General features: G+C 61.1%; 11 protein-coding genes and 1 pseudogene. 4 read left to right on the plus strand and 8 right to left on the minus strand.

Annotated elements, in window-relative coordinates; genetic code table 11:
- The 5 genes and pseudogenes from ACK6BI_RS11650 to ACK6BI_RS11670 all read right to left on the minus strand — a co-directional run.
- A pseudogene (locus tag ACK6BI_RS11650) lies at nucleotides 1-261 on the minus strand (hypothetical protein); the annotation flags it as partial.
- A 31-nt stretch (nucleotides 262-292) separates the two neighbouring features.
- The gene (locus ACK6BI_RS11655) at nucleotides 293-1201 is read right to left on the minus strand and encodes a hypothetical protein (RefSeq protein WP_409317180.1); all 909 of its coding nucleotides are present in this window, start codon (nucleotides 1199-1201) and stop codon (nucleotides 293-295) included.
- Between the two features lie 70 nt (nucleotides 1202-1271).
- Complete coding sequence (locus ACK6BI_RS11660; RefSeq protein WP_409317181.1) at nucleotides 1272-5285, minus strand: RCC1 domain-containing protein; 4014 nt, start codon at nucleotides 5283-5285, stop codon at nucleotides 1272-1274.
- Between the two features lie 118 nt (nucleotides 5286-5403).
- Entirely contained in the window at nucleotides 5404-5799 is a 396-nt protein-coding gene (locus tag ACK6BI_RS11665; RefSeq protein ID WP_409317182.1) for a YbaN family protein, read from the minus strand.
- A gap of 10 nt (nucleotides 5800-5809) precedes the next feature.
- Nucleotides 5810-6397 carry a YecA family protein gene (locus tag ACK6BI_RS11670; protein ID WP_065260959.1) on the minus strand — a complete coding sequence of 196 codons (588 nt, stop codon included), beginning with the start codon at nucleotides 6395-6397 and terminating at the stop codon, nucleotides 5810-5812.
- Between the two features lie 277 nt (nucleotides 6398-6674).
- Here ACK6BI_RS11670 and recQ point away from each other — a divergent pair, with 277 nt between their 5' ends.
- The 3 genes from recQ (at nucleotide 6675) to ACK6BI_RS11685 (ending at nucleotide 11291) form a co-directional block, all read left to right on the plus strand.
- Complete coding sequence (gene recQ, locus ACK6BI_RS11675; protein ID WP_409317183.1) at nucleotides 6675-8804, plus strand: DNA helicase RecQ; 2130 nt, start codon at nucleotides 6675-6677, stop codon at nucleotides 8802-8804.
- A 134-nt stretch (nucleotides 8805-8938) separates the two neighbouring features.
- Complete coding sequence (locus tag ACK6BI_RS11680; RefSeq protein ID WP_065260957.1) at nucleotides 8939-9373, plus strand: MarR family transcriptional regulator; 435 nt, start codon at nucleotides 8939-8941, stop codon at nucleotides 9371-9373.
- Nucleotides 9374-9500: 127 nt separating this feature from the next.
- Entirely contained in the window at nucleotides 9501-11291 is a 1791-nt protein-coding gene (locus ACK6BI_RS11685; protein WP_409317184.1) for a FimV/HubP family polar landmark protein, read from the plus strand.
- A gap of 6 nt (nucleotides 11292-11297) precedes the next feature.
- Here ACK6BI_RS11685 and ACK6BI_RS11690 read toward each other — a convergent pair whose 3' ends face one another.
- Nucleotides 11298-13487, minus strand: a complete 2190-nt coding sequence (locus ACK6BI_RS11690) for a patatin-like phospholipase family protein (RefSeq protein WP_409317185.1) — start codon at nucleotides 13485-13487, stop codon at nucleotides 11298-11300.
- Between the two features lie 71 nt (nucleotides 13488-13558).
- Between ACK6BI_RS11690 and ACK6BI_RS11695 the strand changes: the two genes are divergently transcribed.
- Nucleotides 13559-13846, plus strand: coding sequence for a SelT/SelW/SelH family protein (locus ACK6BI_RS11695; protein ID WP_192560071.1), 288 nt, complete (start codon nucleotides 13559-13561; stop codon nucleotides 13844-13846).
- Here ACK6BI_RS11695 and ACK6BI_RS11700 read toward each other — a convergent pair.
- Nucleotides 13840-14733, minus strand: coding sequence for a DMT family transporter (locus ACK6BI_RS11700; protein ID WP_409317186.1), 894 nt, complete (start codon nucleotides 14731-14733; stop codon nucleotides 13840-13842). The two genes, ACK6BI_RS11695 and ACK6BI_RS11700, sit on opposite strands and share 7 nt — an antisense overlap.
- Nucleotides 14734-14805: 72 nt before the next feature.
- On the minus strand, nucleotides 14806-15570 hold the full coding sequence (locus ACK6BI_RS11705; RefSeq protein ID WP_409317187.1) for an AraC family transcriptional regulator: 765 nt from the start codon (nucleotides 15568-15570) through the stop codon (nucleotides 14806-14808).
- Nucleotides 15571-15665: the final 95 nt, after the last annotated feature.

Here is a 15665-nt window from a genome sequence, read left to right on the forward strand (position 1 = left end):
GGCGCGCAGGTAATTGAAACCCTCGGCGCCCAGTTGTACGGCGTTTGCCGAGTGTTTCCAGAATACTTGCGTGCCCTCACTGCCGCGCAGCAGCACGCCGCTGCAAAAATACGCCGGGTTGTCGCCAGGGCACTGGCTTTGTGTGTTCTGGTAGCGCTGGTTGAGCAGCTGCGCGGTTTCCGGGCCGGTGGCGGCCTGGCTGACACTGATGAACAGCAACAACGCGAGCAGCAGAAACTTGATTCGAGAAGTCTTTTGCATGGTGTTCTCCGCAAGTCTTCGGTCACCGTGTTCAATCCCGGGAAACACCCAGGACCTGCCAGTACGAGGCGGTGTCCTGGCTGGTAGCGTTGTCATTGACCGAGGAACCGTTGAGGTCGTACGTCCAGGCGGTGTCGGCGCCCAGGACGTCGGCGGTCCACACCGGGTAGTTCAGCCACTCGAGGAAATCCGCGACCGGGCCGCTGTTGGGGAAGTAAAGCGTCCATAGCCGTTTCGTCTGGGCGAGGGTGATCGGTTGCAGTTTTGCAGTGGTGCAAACTCTGGTCATGCCCTCCCAATTCGCACTGGCACTGAGGAAGTGCACCTCCTGAATCCCCTTGACGGTCAGTGGGTACTCTCTGCTCTGGCTATGGCTGTCGGTCGCGCGGATCCTGCAGGCGCCGTTGCGCAGGGCGGTGATCTCGCCCGATTGTGCATCGGCACCGGCAATCAGCGGATCGGTGCTGTCGTAGGTGTAGGGAGCCTGGCCCCAAGTGGCTTCACGGGTCATGCGCGCTGCCGGGGGAGGGGCAAGCGGAGGTTTGTCGACGCAGACGACGTAGTTTTCAGTGCTCAGATCCAGTGTGGCAGCAGCCTCGAAACCCGTCTGCAATTTCAGGCTCAGGATGTCCGATGGTTCGCGAGTGCTCTGGTACAGTTGCACTTCGTAGCGAATCGGTACGATGTCATTTTCGTCAGCAACAAATGCCGAAGCGTCAACCTTGAATACAACATCCTTGTCGACTGCGCCGGCGCTGATCGGCAGGTCATCGGTGTAGGTATCGCCGACGAACAAGTAAACGTGATCGCGGAAGGTCATTGGCACCCAGGGCTTTATTCTGACGGTCGCCCCCCCGGGAGGAAGCGTTTGCGGATCCAGAATGCCGTTGGGTGCTTCATCTACAGTTGGCGCCCGCAGATTGTTGTTGATCTGGCTCATGTCACCCTCTCCTCGATTCAGATAGGCGGCGCTCGGGTGAGCGCCGCGTGGCAAGGCACCGTCGAGGGTGTCAGGGGGTATTGAGCCTGGCCAGGCGGCTGGCCTTGAGCGCCAGACCGCGGGTGGCCGCATTGGCGTAGTACGACACCTGGCCTTTGAGCCGGTCTTGAGCGGCGCTGCTGTCGCCGCCGGCGAGAGCATTGCCCCAGGTCACGACTTCGCCGTCGGAAGTGAGCGCGGTAAAGGCATGACGGTTGGCGTAGATCGCGACGACGTTGACCAGCTTGGCGGCTACGGGCGTGGTATCTCCGCCGAGCAATGGGTTTCCCCAGGCCACCACGGTTCCATCTCTGCACACGGCGGCGAACGCTCCAGCGGTGGCGGCCAGTTGAACAAGATCGTCCCTGCCGGCAATCGCGTCAGGTATCAGCCCACCCGAATTAGCCTCGGGCCATCCGACGACGTGACCGCTGTGCCGAAGCGCTGCAAACGCATTCGAACTGGCGACGACTGAGATGATATCCGTCAGGGAGCGGATATCCGCAGGTATTGTCCCGCCATACGCTACGGGCCCCCAGCCCGCGATTTGTCCACTTGTGAGCATGACGACAAAGGCTTGGGCATTTGCGCAGGCCAGTGCCTTGATGTTGGTCAGGCCGGCGACATCGTCGGATACGGTGCCGCCTTTCGCAGTATCGCCCCAGGCGACCACACTGCCGTTTTCCCGAAGTGCAGCGAAAGCGAAGCCATTACCGATCACGTGTTTGATATCAGTCAGACTGGCGATATCTGCTGGAACAACACCGCCAAACCCCGCTCCACCTCCCCAGGCCATCACCTGACCGGTTGCCCTTCGGACGGCAAAGGCATTTCCTGCCGGGGTCAGTTCGACCGCGTCTCTCAGGGCCAGAATCTCGGCAGAGGGCGTCCCGCCGTTGGCAGCGTTGCCCCAGGCGTGGACTGTTCCATCGGTTTTGATGCCCGCGATAGCAACGCTGTTGCCGGCGAGCTCCACGAAGTTCTGAGGATCAACGGTGCCCATTTCTCCACCCTGACCTGCAGTCCCGGGCCATGCCACGGTGAAGTTGTTGGTGCGAATCACCGCGTAAGAACTGCCTGAACAAGCCGCCTTGGCAATGTCGGTGAACGTCTGAAAGGTTGGCGGGATTTTCTGGCCATTCAACGGGTTGCCCCAGGCTGCCAGATTGTTTTTGTCCCGTAACGCCACGAATGCCCCGTCATTGGCGAGAGTGCCCGGGCCACCGGTGCCAAATATATTCACTCTGTTCAGGGTGACCTGGTCGTCGCTGGTGCGAACTTGCAAGGGGGCGTACGGGTCGGTGTCGACCCAGACCTCCGCTGTTGTCCAGGTGCTGTCGTCAGCGTATTTCCACTCGGCCTGCACGCGTTGCAGGGTCTGTGCATTGACGGCGGATATGAGCGAGCTGGAGTTGCTCTCCCGATAAATCCCCTTGTTGTAGCGGGCTCCCATGACCCGCAACTTGCCGCTGCCGATCACCTTGCGCACATCGTAGACCGTCGGGTCGGAAGGACCATCGGTTCCGCCGGCCTTGCGTTTGATTTCGTAGCTCAAGGCGATGCTTCGCCCGTCATTGGCGTTGATCACGCTATGCGGCACCTTGATCACGGCCAGCTCTTTGTCGGCCTGCCCGGCCGTCACGGTGTGCGGATACGTGGTGGTGGTTTGCCCCTCTACCGTTACCGTGATTTCGTCGCTTGTCTTCAGACGGGCGGATGCCGGTATCACCACCGTCGCGCCGTCTGGATAAACATCGTCCGGATTCAGCTGATCTTCTTGAGGGCCGCTCGCCTCCCTGAACGTGGCGTCCGGCAGCCTGGACTCCGTTTCCTCAACTCTCAGCTGATAATCCTCACCGGGGGCCTGGCCACCCTCGAACAGTTCCACGTAATAACTGATCACCACATCCTTGTTCAGGCAGGCCAGCACGGTGGCCCGGTCAACCGTGAACTCGACGGGCTTGCCCTTGTTGTTTCCGCTGATGGGTTTGTCGTCCTTATGCACGGTCACGCCGTCCTTCGTGGCCCACTCCATATAGAAGTGATCGCCGGCGTTCTCCGGCCGGTTGGCGGCAATTCTGACGGTTGCACCGTCCGGGGCGTTGGCCGGGTCCAGGATTCCATCGGGGGCTTGCACCACTTCCGCTGGATCCAGCAGTGGTTGCTCTGCCTGGCCTACGACAAAGGTCAGCGGATTGGAATAGCTGGTGGTGTCGGTTTCGAAGCGCCAGATCCTGTAGGACGCAGTAATTTTTTTTCCGCGGTTGGGCTCAATATGCGCAGCTACGAATGCGGCATCCAGTGTGAAATTAACATCCTTGTTGGCCGAGAGTGCATTCAGTGTGATCGTGTCTTCGGTCTTGCCGGTGGCCTCACCGTCCCAGGTGTACGTCACCTCGTCCTTGGCTTTACTTGGAGTACCTGTGGGTCTTGGCGCCGTCAGTCTGCTGGCGCCTGCGGGCAAGTCGCCGGGTTCCAGTCCACCATTCACTTCTCCCAGAACGATGGGCTTGACCAGTTCAAACTGCGGTTCGCCGACATTGACGGAGGTAGCAGGTCGGGAAAGGCGCCTGATGATTTCGCCGTCCTTGTCCATCAGCAATGCATAGGACGCGACGACGTTTCCGCCTTTGAGGGTGTGAATGTGTTTGCCGTCGATAGTGATGACAAAACCGTTCGGGTTGTCCACCTCGGACTGGTTCGGGAAATACCAGTCATCTTCGAGGTCGGGATCATACGTACTGCCATCGGGCCGCGTGCCGAACCATCTGATTTCGATTGCCATACCGACTTCAATGACCGGATTGTGCGGGATTCGCAAAGTGGTACTCGAGAGGTCGTCGGGAATCGCACCATTTTGTGCGTCGTCGAGAATCGGGGCCGCCAGTTGATCGGCTTCGCCCACAATCTGCACGAACTGGCCTTTGGAACGCAGAGGTTCGGTGCTGCCGTCACGAATGAGTCGATAGGAGAAAGTCACTTGGGTTTTTGCCAGTTTGCGCGCATCCGAGTTCTGGATAATCAACTCGTAGGTGTGTGGCAAGTTGTCGATGGTTACCAAGGGCGCAACGGCTTCGATCAGATCGCCATCTACTGTGGTGCCGCGCATCGTCAGTTCGATTTTGTCGTCATGCTTGAAGTCTGGACTTCTGGCTATCACTTGAGCGATGACGTCGTCATCACCCAGTGTCTCAAGATCAAGAATATTGTTGAGGGCCTGTTCGATAATAGGGGCGAGCAGAAGATTTGTGCCTACCGAGACTCTGATCCGGGTTTCCGTGCACCAGTCTTCTGCGTAATTGAATACCTTGTCACGAGGTCTGAACGTTACAGCGAGACCGGAATCGTCGGTATCGCCGGCCTCTTCGATGACACGTTTGTCTATCAGGATCTCGATCGGGTTGTTGTCCGGGTCATTGATTTGTCCGGCTGTCAGGGGTGGGGACTGCACGAATACACCACCCCAGCTCACGATCATCACATCCCCTTCTGCGGCATTGGGGTAAGGCAGGCCGGTGCCCGACGCGGGGCGGATGACAATCGACACACCCTCATCTGCTATTTCCTTGTCCACGATGCCGTTGACGATTTCCGGATCGATATACATGAACAGTTCGGAGTGGCCAGGTCCCGGCAGCGAATCTTGTCCCCCCGGAATCTCGATTTTCATGTATATCCTGGTCGCCGGTGTCTGCGTTTCCGGCGCTTGATTGAGGCGGGTGATGCGGTAAGACAGGGTATGCGAGCCGGTCTGGGCGTGCCGGGAGGGGACGAACAGCGTTACGCGCTGCCCCACCTCGGCGTCTTCCTTGATGCTGATTTGATCAACGACATTGTCATCCATCAACAGTTCGGCTTTGTCACCTTTATCCATTTTGGTCCAGGGGTGAATGTAAATTTGCAGACCTCTCTCTGGATGTACCCCCATCGCCGCTGCCCAATTGATCCCCCACTCATCGGAAGGCAATTTAACCGGTTGCTTGTCGGGAATTTCCAGCTCGGTAAGAGCCCGGGTGGCAACTCTTTTCGCAGGTTTTTTCAACATGGCAGACACTCCTGTCGAGGGATGGGCGACGGAGTGATTTAAGGATTGGAATCGATCATTTGACTACTGTCAGATCTGACAGGTGCACAGGGTTTTTCGACCAACGGTTGCTGAGCGTTCAGCTTTTGTGCAGGGTTTTCTGTCGCAAAATGTAGACCGTCACCAACACCGCGCTGGTCAACATGAACCCCCGCGCCCACGGCAGTGGCACCAGGTAGCACGAGAACAGAATGCTCGCCCACATCAGCCCGATCGCATAGACCTTGCCCTTGAGCGGAATGCCGTTGCCGTCGAGGTAATCGCGGATCCATGGCCCGAGCCGGGGGTGCTCGACCAGCCATTGATAGAAGCGCGGAGAGCTGCGGGCGAAGCAGGTGGCTGCCAGCAGGAGGAAAGGGGTGGTGGGGAGAACAGGCAGGAAAATCCCGATCACCCCCAATGCCACGCTGAGCCAGCCGATGGCCAGCAGGATGTAGCGCAACATCAGGGGGCGGTTGCCTATGGGGTTGTCCATAGGCCGCAACTTAGTGATGACGAGGCTTGAGGATCGCCGGTTTTTCGTCGGGCGCGTGGCACAGCAGGTACAGCGCGGTCAGGGCTTCCGGAATCTGCACGATCATGTCGTCCATCAGGTTGGCATCTTTTGCGATGTCTTCGAATTCCGGCTGTTCGTCGAACAGACCCGAACCGACCATGATCGGCAGGAGCATTTCGCTGACTTCTTCCTCGGCAGTCTCGAACCAAGCCGCTTCACGCAGGAACACGCCTTCCATGAAACCGATGCACCAGCCGCGCAGTTCGGAGTCATCCGGCTCGTCGCCCAGGTCCAGGTCGCACGGCAGCTCGAATTCTTCATCGGAGGCCAGTTGACGGGCGATGTGAGCCTTGAGACCGATCAGCGTGGCTTCGATCTCTTCGCGCTGGGCTTCGCTGCTGTAATGCGGCTCTTCGGCGAACAGGGCGTCGATCCATTCACGATCAGGCACCACGTCGGCGCAGATCGACAGCGCGGTCAGGTAGCCGTGAGCGGCCACATAGTCCAGCGCCTCTTCATGCAGCTCGTCGGCGTCGAGGAAGACTTGCAGGCGGGTTAGTTGCTCGGCGAAGGACATTAAAAGGCTACCTTGGGGGAATAAACAATGCGGGAATTCTAGGCCTTCTTGAGCCCTCAAGCCAGCCGCATGGCACATTTGCGCCCCCAAGCTTCTTATCGGCGGCGCCCTTTGCCGGGAAGGGCTCGGGTATACTGCCGCGCTTTGCGATCCCTGCCGGCGTCGCGGCTGATTTTGTACGGCGTCCTGCAATGCGCCCTTACGTTTTGTTTAAAGCAGCCCCGGCTGCCTTGAACCAGCCTGTGCAGGGATGTTTCGGTGGATTTTTGGAGTTTTTATGCTCGAACAGGCTCAACGCGTCCTCAAGGACATCTTCGGCTACGACAGTTTCCGCGGTCGCCAGGGTGCAATCATTGAGCGCGTGGCCAGTGGCGGCGATGCCCTTGTGCTGATGCCGACCGGTGGCGGCAAGTCGCTGTGCTACCAGGTACCGGCGCTGCTGCGCGACGGTCTGGCCGTGGTGGTGTCGCCGCTGATCGCGCTGATGGACGATCAGGTCGCCACCCTTGAAGAGCTGGGCGTGGCCGCTGCGTCGCTGAACTCCACATTGAGCCCCGAACAGCAACGCGACCTCGCCAACCGGATCCGGCGCGGCGAAGTGAAAATGCTCTATCTGGCGCCGGAGCGTCTGGTACAGCCGCGCATGCTGTCTTTCCTGCAAGGTTTGAACATCGCCCTGTTCGCCATCGACGAAGCGCATTGCGTGTCGCAATGGGGCCATGACTTCCGCCCGGAATACCTGCAACTGGGGCAACTGGCGGAAATGTTTCCCGATGTACCGCGTATTGCCCTGACGGCCACCGCCGACAAACGCACCCGGGAAGAAATCGTCACCCGTCTGCACCTGCAGAACGCCGAGCGTTTCCTGTCGAGCTTCGACCGTCCGAACATCTTCTACCGCATCGTGCCCAAGGAGCAGCCGCGCAAGCAGTTGCTGGCGTTCCTCGCCGAGCGACGCAGCGATGCCGGCATCGTCTACTGCCTGTCGCGCAAGAAGGTGGAGGAGGTGGCCGCGTTCCTTACCGAGCAGGGGTTCCCGGCGCTGCCGTATCACGCCGGGCTGCCCAACGACCTGCGTGCCTATCACCAGAAGCGCTTCCTCAATGAGGAAGGCCTGATCATGGTCGCCACGGTGGCGTTCGGCATGGGCATCGACAAACCCAACGTGCGCTTCGTCGCTCACCTCGATCTGCCGAAATCCCTTGAGGCCTATTACCAGGAAACCGGACGCGGCGGCCGTGACGGTCTGCCGGCGGATGCGTGGATGGCCTACGGCCTGCAGGACGTGGTGATGCTCAAGCAGATGCTGCAGAACTCCGAAGGCGACGAGCGCCACAAGCGTCTGGAGCAACACAAGCTCGACGCCATGCTCTCGCTCTGCGAAGAAACCCGCTGCCGCCGTCAGGCGCTGCTGGCGTACTTCGATGAAGACATGCCCGAGCCTTGCGGCCACTGCGACAATTGCATCGACGGCGTGCAGACCTGGGACGCCACCGAGCCTGCGCGTCAGGCACTGTCGGCGATCTACCGCACCGGCCAGCGTTACGGCGTCGGCCACCTTGTGGACGTGCTGCTGGGCAAGGACAACGAAAAAGTCCGCAGCTTCGGCCATCAGCACCTGTCGGTGTATGGCGTCGGCAAGGCGCTGGGGGAGAACGAATGGCGTTCGCTGTTCCGTCAGCTCGTGGCTCGTGGTCTGGCGGATGTCGATCACGAAGGCTACGGCGGCCTGCGTCTGAGCGACACGTGCCGGCCGCTGCTCAAGGGGGAGGTGAGCCTGGAGCTGCGCCGCGACCTCAAACCGCAAATCACCGCCAAGAGCGGCAGCAAGAGCCAGGCCAGCCAACTGGTGCGTGGCGAAGAGCGCGAACAGTGGGAAGCCTTGCGCGCCCTGCGGCGCAAACTGGCTGAAGAGCATGGCGTGCCGCCGTATGTCATCTTCCCCGACTCGACCCTGCTGGAAATGCTCCGCAGCCAGCCGACCTCGATGGCGCAGATGGCTCGGGTCAGCGGTGTCGGCGCACGCAAGCTGGAGCGTTACGGCGAGGCGTTCCTCGAGGTGCTTGGCGGCGAGGCCGAGGCGCCGAAAGTGGTGGCCGATGTGCGCCACGAACTGATCACCCTGGCCCGCGCTGGCATGACGCCATTGCAGATCGCCGGCCAATTGCAGTGCTCGGAAAAGAACGTTTACACCATGCTCGCCGAAGCCATCGGCAAGCAGCAATTGTCGCTGGAGCAGGCGCTGGATCTGCCGGAAGACCTGATGGGCGAAGTGCAGGACGCATTCCTCGACGGCGAGGGCGAGTTGCCATCCGTCGCCGAAGTGGCGGAGCTGTTTGCCGGCCGTGTTCCGGAGGGTGTGCTGTATTGCGTGCGCGCGGCCTTGCAGGCTGAATTCGAGATGTGAGCAATCGCTTACACAAACCGTTGTATTGATGGAACGATTCAGTATGGGACTGCCCTTGCCTATAGCCAGATGTCATGCTTAGCTGACTAATAATTAGTTTTTCTCTATTTCTTCAGCCTGACCATGAGTGTTTTATGCCGTTAACCGATCAACACCGCTTTGGCATGCAATTGGCCCAGATGTCCCGTGGCTGGCGTGCCGAACTGGATCGCCGGCTGGCCGGCCTGGGTCTGTCCCAGGCGCGCTGGCTGGTGCTGCTGCATCTGGCGCGATTCGAGGAAGCCCCGACCCAGCGGGAGCTGGCGCAAAGCGTCGGCGTCGAAGGGCCGACCCTCGCCCGGCTGCTCGACAGTCTGGAAAGCCAGGGGCTGGTGCAACGCCAGTCCGTGATGGAAGACCGTCGGGCGAAAAAGATTGTGTTGTGTGCCCCGGCCCGTCCGCTGATCGAACAGATCGAAACCATCGCCACGCAGCTGCGCAAAGAGTTGTTCGAGGGCATTGATGAGGCGGACATGAAGGTGTGCATGCGGGTTCACGGGCACATTCTGGCGAATCTGGAAAAATCTTGAGGCACAACGACGTGCCGTTTTTTTGAGGGATCGCGCTGGGCAGACTATAAGAACTACTGGGCAATATCGTGTTCGTACCGGATGTGCGAACCCATAGAAGTCGGTTTTGCTTATTTAAGGGATGCTCATGCTCGACAGTCGGCACGTAGTACTGCGTTGCGCCCATTCGCTGCTGGTGGCCGGTGTTGTCACCTGGTCCACGGCATCGCTGGCGCTGGGGCTCGGTGACATCACCGTGCACTCAGCGCTCAATCAGCCGTTCAAGGCCGACATCGCCCTGGTGGATGCTGCCGGGCTCAGTGCAGGCGAACTCTCGGCCAGCCTGGCCTCGGCGGACGAGTTCGGTCGAGCCGGTGTCGAGCGGGTGTTCTTTCTCAACGATCTCAAATTCACCCCGATCCTGCACGGCAATCGCAATCTGATCCGGGTGACCTCGACCAAGCCGGTCAACGAACCTTTCCTGAATTTCCTGGTGCAGCTCAATCAGCCCAACGGCCACCTGCTGCGTGAATACACGGTGTTGATCGATCCGCCGGGTTCGCCGGGGATCGTGCCGGCCACCGACGAACCTGATGTCCATGCGCAATCTTCGGAGTTTCCGACGCCCGAGCCGCCTGTAGCCACCCCCCAGAACAAGTCTGTTGCCGCACCGGCCGCGTCAGCGCCTCAAACGACGCCAGCCAATGACGCGCAGGCGGAACAACTGGCGGCCAGCGCGCTGCAGAACCAGCAATTGCAGAAGACCATCTATGAGCTGAATCTGAAGCTGCAGACGCAGGATGTGCAAATCGCCGACGGCAAGAAGCAGCTGGCTGATCTGCAGGCCCGTCTGGCCGAGGTTCAAAAGGCCCCGCCGGCGTCTGCAGCGCCTGCGCCAGTGCCGGTCGCAGCGCCGACGCAGACACAAGACGACTCTGTCAGTTGGCCTTTGCTCCTGGGCTTGCTGCTGTTGCTCGGGGGGCTGGTGGTCGGGCTGATCGTGCGCCGCAGGCGTCAGCAGGCAATGATCCCGGATGGGCCGGCACGGATGCTGCCGCAGCGAAGCGAGCCAGAGCTCAATGACAGCGAACACGTTCGCCCGCATGCTGCGCACGGAGCCGTTGAGCATCGAGACGAACAGACAAGCGGCGATGTGCTGGAAGCCGTAGGTATCTACCTGGCCTATGGTCGGCTGGGCGAAGCGCTTGGCCTGCTGCGCGAAGCGTTGCGAAAGGACCCGGAGCGCATTGATCTCGGTATGCAGTTGCTCGATGTGCTGGGACGTCAGGGCGATCAGACGGCCTATGACGAACAGGAACACCACTTGCGCCAGCTCGGTGTCGAAGATCAGCGACTTGCCGATGTCCGCTCACGCCACTCCAAACTGACGGCGACCACAGTGCCGACCCCGGTGGCCCCCGCCATCGTTGCGTTGCCCGCTGAGCCTGTGTTGCCTGCTGGACCTCTGGCCGAAGACGATTTCGAGCTGAATCTGGAAGCATTGTCCACGGACTCCGCCTGGGAATTGAAGGACAGTCGCACTTCCAGTGATACCTCCGCGCCGGCCCCGTCTGCGTTCGGCTCCAGCCTGCGGGTGCTGCCACAGGATTTCGAGCCGTCGTCATCTGCCGATGAGGACCCTGAAACGGCTGAGCTGGAATGGATCGCCGAACCGGAGGTGCCGCCGATAGACGACGATTTCCTCAACGAGTTTGGCGATCCCGACCAGTCTCTGGCGCTGGAGCCACTTGATCTGCAAGCGCCGGAGCCAGAGCCTGATCCGATAGAAGCCGCCCACGCCGAAAAACTCGAACAGGCCCAGACCTGCATCGACGATGGCGACCTCGACAGTGCCATCGCCTTGCTCAATGAGCTGCTCAAGGAGGGCGACGAGCCGCTCAGGCAAACCGCCCGAACCCTGTTGGCGGGAATTCGCTGACCCGGCTTAGAAGGTTTGCCCCAGGTTCAGATAAACAGCCTGTTCATTGGCATCGTTGAGGCCATAGCTGAAATTCAATGGCCCCAATGGTGTGTCGAAACCGATGAATACGCTGGCTGCATTGATGTAGCCGCTGTCGAAGTCATTGTCGTTGTTCCAGGCCCGGCCACGCTCCAGCGACCCGCCGGCATACAGCGGGAAATCCAGTGGCAGGTAGGTGCGTGGCGTCAGGCGGCGGTAGTACACGGCCCGCAGCAGGCTGACGTTCTGCCCGGAGATGGCGTCTTCGCGGAAACCGGACAGCTGCCGGGCGCCACCGAGCAGGAAACTTGAAGTCACCACATTGGCATCGTCCAGCGTGCGCCCATAGCGACCGCCCAGAATCAGCGTGTCCGGGCCGCTGCTCATGGCCTTGTCCAGTTTGAACTCCCATTGCCGGTAGCGCGTGTCGGAGCCCAGGCCCGGCTCGAACTGCATCAGGGTCAGGCTGACGTCCTTGCCGTCATGGGGAAAGTACACGTTATCCAGTGAGTCGAACGAATACTTCAGCGCATAGAAACCTTCATTGAAATGCTCGCTCGGCAGATCCTGATCGCCGATCCGCACGTCTGCCTTGCCCCAGGCCTCGCCGACGCCAAAGCGGATTTCGCCGTTGTTGCCGATCTGGCGCCCGACGTTGAGTCCAAAACCGTAGCGTTCGACGCGGTACTGGGCGACCGGATCGTTGTCGAGCACCGAGTCGACATTCTGGGCTTCGAACGCCGCATAGGGGGCGACGAAGTAGCGTGAACCCACGTCCAGCGGCTGGTAGAACTCCGTGTAGAGTTCCTGTTTGTCACCGATTTGCGCCCGGGTCAGCCACTCGGCGCCGAGGCGATTGATGCCGTTGATGCGGTAACTGGCGCCCAGATTGAAGGCGCTGTCGCCGCGCATGTCGTCCGACAGGTTCAAGCCGACCCGCAAGTAATCGGTGCCGCTGCGCTTGCCCCGGGCGCTGATCACCAACGTGTGTTCCTGGCCCTTGTGCACCACGCGGTATTGCACCTGTTCGAAGTAATCCAGACCGTACAGGGTGCCCATGTCCGAATGCAGTCGCCCCAGGTCCAGCGGTTCGCCAATGGGCTGGCGGATGTAGTAACGGATCACGTCGTCGCCGACTTTCGAATCGTTTTCGATTTTGATCGCGGTGATGATCGGCGTGCGTTGGCCCGGTGCGCGGGCGGCGTTGAGCTCCGCGTCCTGTGGTACCGCAGGCTTCAATCGCGCGAGGCGGGCGTCAAGGGCTTTGGTGGCGCGGTATCCGGCGTCGATCATGTCTTCGGCGCGACCGAAGTCGGTGACGCCGAAACTGGCCAGTGGTGGCTGGATCAGCACGTCATTGGGGTGCAGCGCGGCCAGTTGTTCCTCGGAATTGCGCCGGGTCATCAGGGTGATCGACTGGTTCAGCACATCCACCACGGTGGTCAGTTGCTTGCGATTGCGCAGCGGGGTCCCGATGTCGACCACGATGGCGACATCGACGCCCATTTCCCGGGCGACATCGAGGGGGATGTTGTCGGTCATGCCGCCGTCCACCAGCAGCCGGCCATCCAGTTCGACCGGGGCGAACACCGCCGGGATCGACATGCTGGCGCGAATCACCAGGGGCAGGTGACCCTTGCGAAACACCACTTTTTCGCCATTGGCGATGTCGGTGGCCACGGCGCGGAACGGGATCGGCAGCTTGTCGAAATCCCGTGTGTCGCTGGTGTGGGCCAGCAGGCTTTCCAGCAACAGCGCCAGGTTCTGCCCCTGGATCACCCCCAGCGGCAGACCGAGGCTGCCGTCGTCGCGAAAGCTCAGTTTCTGCTTCACCAGAAAGTCGCGGTCGTCCTGTTTGCGCCGAAACGGTACGTCTTCCCGGGGCGGAGCATCGGACAAGGCCTGCTGCCAGTCGATGCTCAGGGCGAGTTTTTCCAGTTCGTCGATCTTGTAACCCGAGGCGTACAGGCCACCGACCACCGCGCCCATGCTGGTGCCGGCAATCGCGTCGATCCTGATGCCTTGCTCTTCCAGCGCCTTGAGCACGCCGATGTGCGCCAGCCCGCGGGCCGCGCCACCGGACAGCACCAGACCGACTTTCGGTCGGGGTGCTTCACTGGCATGAATGAACAGCGGCAGGAAACCAAGCAACAGGCAGATCAGCAGACGACGCATTGTGAGTCTCGGGGCGAGCGTTAAAGCCGGCTATTATAGCGGCGCCCTCTGGCTCAGGAGTTTCAGCGATCATGACCGCCACAAAACCGGAAATCGTCATCACTTATTGCACGCAGTGCCAGTGGCTGTTGCGTGCCGCGTGGCTGGCGCAGGAGTTGCTCAGCACCTTCGGCGACGACCTTGGCAAAGTGTCGCTGGTGCCGGGCACCGGCGGGATTTTTCACATCAGCTGCGACGGCGTGCAGATCTGGGAGCGCAAGGCCGACGGTGGCTTCCCCGAGGCCAAGGTGCTCAAGCAGCGGGTACGCGACCAGATCGACCCGGAACGCGACCTTGGCCATAACGACCGAACTCAGTGAGAGGCCGCCTCGGCTGCCACGGCTTTTTTGCCGGAGCTGCCTGACAGCTGGCTCGACACCACAATGGCCACGATGATCAGTGCGCCGCCCAGCAGCATGCGCAGGGTCGGATTTTCATCGAACAGCAGCCACGCGACGGTGATGCCGTACACCGGCTCCATGGCGAACACCACGGCTGCGGTGCGCGCCTTGATCACTGACAGACTGGCGACGAACAGACTGTGGGCGACGCCGGTGCAAAACACCCCGAGCAGCCCGATCCACAACCAGTCGATGGCACGAACGTCGCTCAGTTGTGGCGCCGCCACCGGCAGCAGACACAACGCCACCACCACGTTCTGACACAGTGCTGCCTGCACGGCCGGGATGCGTCCGGAGCTGGCCCGGTTGGTCAGCGACAATAGCGAAAACAGCAGACCGGACAGGATCGCCCAGAGCAGGCCGGTGGTGGCGCCGCTGGCCAGGTCGAACGCCGGGGTTACCAGTATCAGACCGACACTGACCAATGCCACCAGAATGATCTCGTTGGCGCGAATACGCTCGCGGAAGATCAGACCTTCGAGAATCACCGTGAAGGCCGGGAAACTGGCGAAGCCCAGCGTGGCAACGGCGACACCGGCGACCTTCACCGCGACGAAGAAACTCACCCAGTGGCCGGCCAGCAATGCGCCGCTCAGGGCCAATCGTCGCCAGTCCACGGCTTGCATTCTTTGCCAGCCCTGACGGGTGGCGAAACGGGCGAAGAACGCCAGCGCGAGAACGGCAAATGCGGCGCGTCCAAAGACGATGACCGCCGGCGTGGCGGCCGCGAGTTTGCCGAAGACGCCGGTCAGGCCGAACATCAATGCGCCGATATGCAGGGCGCCGAGGGCAGTACGGGGAGTCATGTCGATCCTTTTTCCAGACGCAATTTCATGGACTCATTGAAGCCGGAAACGGCCCGTCAGTCTGTCGGCAGACTATCGACTTTTGTCGTCAGCCTCGCGTCGCAATTGTGTAGGAGAGGTACCAAACTCACGCAGGACGGCAGCCGAGAACGCACTTTGCGATCCATAGCCGACGCGGCTGGCAATTTCGCCGATGGGCAGGGTGGTATTGCGCAACAGTGTGGCGGCTTTATGCAGGCGTCGACTGCGAATGTAATCCATGGGGGTCTGCCCGCATTCGGCGACGAACCGGGCGTGCAAGCGGGCGCTGGACAACCCGGCGACCCGCGCCAGGTCCGCCACTTGCAGCGGATAGGCGGCATATTGCTCGATGTGCGCGTCGAGTGCCGCATAGGGCAGGCGACGTGCGCAGACTTCACCGGGTTGCCCGTGGTTCAGGCTCGCGAGCAGCAAGACCGCGCCTTGTTGTGCAATCAGCGGATCGTCCACCGGACCATTCGCCAGCCAGTTGACCAGTTGGCCCTGGCCGGCATCCAGCGAGAGCCGGGCGGCGTTGTCCAGCAGACGACGGCTGGCCTCGGCGTGATCGCCCAGCGAACGTGCCAGCCATTGTTCGTCCGGCACATCCAGCACCAGACAGCGGCTGCCCTTGGGGCTGCCGCACGCGTGGTGCGCGCCGGCGGGAATCACCACGAAACTCTGCTGCAGGACCTGACTGCCGTGCCCTTCGACCTCGAAATCCAGCGCGCCGGACAGGCCGAACACCAGTTGCGCGTGGTCGTGACTGTGGACGATCAGGTCGTGGGTGTAATGGCGCAGGGTCAGGATCGGTTGCATGGCGGTCTCCGGGCGAACTGCCAGTCTACACCGGCGCGCAGGCGACGCGTTTGTCACAAGACTGACGCATGCCTGTCATGGTCGATTAACCGGGC

This window comes from Pseudomonas sp. KCJK9016, from assembly GCF_046231795.1.
GTDB classification, from domain to species: Bacteria; Pseudomonadota; Gammaproteobacteria; order Pseudomonadales; family Pseudomonadaceae; genus Aquipseudomonas; species Aquipseudomonas bananamidigenes.